Here is a 3,761-nt window from a genome sequence, read left to right as displayed (position 1 = left end):
ACGGGCTACGCTATCGCTTCGGTGCTACGCTGCGCTCCGCACCGTGCTAACGCACGCCCTCCGCATGCCTCACGCAACAAAAAACCCTCGTAAGCAACGCTTACAAGGGCTCGCAATTCCAATTAACTATCAACAATTAACCCTTACTCACTACCAAACGCTTAACTATCACCTGACTACCTAACTGTACATAGCACACATACATACCCGCAGGTAAATCCTCAGTGGAAATACTAACCACCTGACTTCCTATTACACTTCCCTCATATACCTCTCGCAATACCTTGCCCTCTACACCCAATAACCGAACTATTACCCGCTCCATAACAGGAACTTTAATACTCATATACGCTACCTCCTGCGCAGGATTAGGATACAACTCACTTACATAACTACCGCCAAAACCTGTATTACCTACATCAGTGCATACCTTAACCACAATGTACGCAGTATCTTTGTTTGTGCAACCATTCGCATTAGTGTAACTGTAAATAACCATGTTTGAACCTATGCTCGCTAAACCAGGATTAAACGTATTACCCCCAGTAATGTATGCCCCGCCTGAATACGTACCTCCCGCAGGCGTACCCCCTGTAAGAGTAAATGGAGCATCAGTACTACAAACCGTATCCTGAGAAGCAGGCACAGTATAATTTACAGAAGGCAAACTATTAACTTTGATTGTACCTGTTGCCGTAGCTGTACCACAACCTGTGGGCGTTACTGTGTAGTTAAACGTACCCGTTGCTGTGGGCGTACCGCTGATGGTTACTGTTCCACCTGAATAGGTAAAAGTTACCCCCACAGGTAACCCCGTAACCGTTGCACCTGTGGCATTGGTAGTTGTGTAGGTAATCGTAGTAATCGGCGTGCCTATACATACAGTTTGATTCGCTGTACTAGACGCAGAAGAAAGTGTAATGGTCCTATTCGGATTCACGGTAATAGTACCTGTTGCCGTAGCTGTACCACAACCTGTGGGCGTTACTGTGTAGTTAAACGTACCCGTTGCTGTGGGCGTGCCACTGATGGTTACCGTTCCACCTGAATACGTAGAAGTTACTCCCGCAGGTAACCCCGTAACCGTTGCCCCTGTGGCATTGGTAGTTGTGTAGGTAATCGTAGTAATCGGCGTGCCTACGCATACAGTTTGATTCGCTGTACTAGACGCAGAAGAAAGTGTAATGGTCCTATTCGGATTCACGGTAATAGTACCTGTTGCCGTAGGTGTGCCACAACTGGGTGTTACTGTGTAGTTAAACGTACCCGTTGCTGTGGGCGTACCACTAATAGTTACTATCCCACCTGTGTATGTAAATGTAACTCCCGCAGGTAGACCTGTTACATTTACACCTGTTGCCGTAGTGCTGTATGTAATGTTCGTAATAGGGGTACCTACACAAACCGTTTGATTATTCGTACCCACAGCTGAAGTGAGGGTGAAGGGGAGGACAGGACATATCTTCGTTACAAAAACATCATTCCATCCTCCCCCAAACGTCGTTTGAAACGCCCCTGCGGTAACATCGTAATCGGTTGACCGTGTTTCACCCGTTACATACGCACTGCCACTGCCATCTACGGCAATGCCAGAGCCATAATCATCATCACTTCCCCCAATATACGTAGAATACACCAAGCTACTGCCCGACGCATTCAACTTCGTTACAAAAACATCCCAATTTCCCCCATTCGTCGTTTGAAACGCCCCTGCGGTAACATCGTAATCAGTTGAACGAGTCCTACCCGTTACATACGCACTGCCACTGCCATCTACGGCTATGCCTAAGCCCCTATCATTACTACTTCCCCCAATATACGTAGAATAAATAAGCGGGTCAATTACTAATACTTTGCTTCTATCATAGCTGCCCAAAGCAATCTGCCAAAAATCCCCATTTTTTACAAACTTACTCGGCACAGTACGGCTGCCTTGGCACGTATGCAACTCTGCCATCGCTACCTCCCCAAAACGGGTAGTAAAACATAACTGGCTTTCTCCTTTGGTATAAACACTGTACTGCCCACGCAACTTAAACTTAATCTGCGAAGCATCTGCGTATGGCTGTACTACAAAATCATACCGCAAATTGCCATTGTCAAAGTAATAGCGTAGGTCTATACCTTCATAGACGTTCTTTACAATAGCTTCTTTATACAAACCTACGTACGTAGCATGTTTGCTGGGGTCATTGCCAATAAAGTAGTTGTAGTATCCTTCCTGTTGCATTTTACCCTCCCGTGCAGGGTTAGGGTTGTAGTTTTGTAACTCAAAGAGTACTCTGTGTCCAAGTAAAATTTCGTTTTCAGGGTCATGGTCAAATTTGTGTTTGGGAAGCATGCTACGGCTGAATTCTGCGGCTTTGTTGCGTTCTATTTTGTAGAACGTGTAATTTACCCCGTATTTGGTAATCCACGCATCCAAGCCGCCCATACGGCAGAGGTATAACACATCGCTATGCCACTGACCTTTGTTCTCTATAAAGAACAAGCGGTCAGCTTTGGCTAATGCACTTTGGGCTTTGTCATCTTTTGCCCAAACTTGGAGGATGCACACTAAAAATCCAAGAAAAAAGATAAGCCTTTTCATATAATTACGAATTGTGTTTCAAATATAAAGTATTTATTTGACTCAGCAAAAAAAATGAGATATTTTTTTTACAAGTTTTCTTATCCAAAACCAAAACTGCAACCAAATACAAAGTTTCTGTAGGCATGTCCCTACCCACGTTACGCTCAATCATCCCCGCAGCACGCCCATCCCAAACACAGCAAAAAAACACCCCCTAGACTTAATACAACATCAACACAACACAAACCTTTGAAATTTATGCCTAGCTATCTACACCCTTTTATTGATACATAATCGTAGAACAATTAAAATTTATACGCTTTGCTGCACTCATGCAAATACGCTCTTACCGTATATCTTTTTAATTTTTGTATCTTTCGTATTCTTTTTCAAAAATTTTTGTCGCTAATTTGAGCACGTATTTATGAAAATACACTGTCAAATGTTTTATTAAATACGCTGCATTTGCGTACTCCATGCCCATTTTTGCCGCTTCGGCGGCATGATAATACATGTTTCTCTGCGCATAAATCAGTGCAATAATCTCAATACCTGAAGCATCGTTATTCAATACAGTTTTACATTTTTCTTTCAGTGCTTGTGATACATTCTTCTCAGATTGAATTTTGCTTATTAGCTCCTCAAAATCCTTTTTGAAGCCACTATCGCTCATACACTTTGACCTTATACCATCTAATGCTTCCTTTAATACAGATAAAGCGCTCACCTCAGCTAAAAATTCCTTTGAATATCCCCCATACACGATTTTTTCACCAATGTGATATCTTCCTGTTCCTTTTACATACTTAGATAACGCTTCATAGGCGTTCCAACTCTCCATTAGTTTTACTAATAGGGCATAAACCTCCTTCACTTCCTTAGTTTTTGTGTACGAGACTTCTCCCTTGAAGTCAATTTCAATATCAATTGCAAGCCTCAGCCTGATGTCAAATAACCTCAAACCTCTTGGAAATCTCTCTTTCAAAAGTTCTTTTAAGTTTGTAAGGGCTTTATCATAAGACCTAAATTCATTTTCAAAGTTGCTTTCCATACTCTATTGTAGATAAATAATTTGATTGAAAAGTTAAAACTTTATTTCATATAGTCAAATCTTTTTTTGGGCGTGCCCTTGCCCACACTTCGCTTGCGCTTGTGTGGGCAAGGTCGGCGTGCTACGGGCTACGCTTTC

The 3,761-nt window shown here is 42.6% G+C and carries 2 protein-coding genes; both read right to left on the bottom strand.

Features of this window, described 5'->3' with window-relative positions; translation table 11 throughout:
- Positions 1 to 136 precede the first annotated feature (136 nt).
- Positions 137 to 2,590, bottom strand: a complete 2,454-nt coding sequence (locus tag NZ519_12970; protein MCS7029666.1) for an SBBP repeat-containing protein — start codon at positions 2,588 to 2,590, stop codon at positions 137 to 139.
- Between the two features lie 343 nt (positions 2,591 to 2,933).
- Complete coding sequence (locus NZ519_12965) at positions 2,934 to 3,623, bottom strand: hypothetical protein (GenBank protein MCS7029665.1); 690 nt, start codon at positions 3,621 to 3,623, stop codon at positions 2,934 to 2,936.
- Between the last annotated feature and the right edge of the window lie 138 nt (positions 3,624 to 3,761).

It is taken from the genome of Bacteroidia bacterium (genome assembly GCA_025056095.1).
GTDB lineage: Bacteria > Bacteroidota > Bacteroidia > JANWVE01 > JANWVE01 > JANWVE01.
Note: the sequence above shows the minus strand (reverse complement) of the source record. Positions and strands in the feature narration are given on the sequence as shown.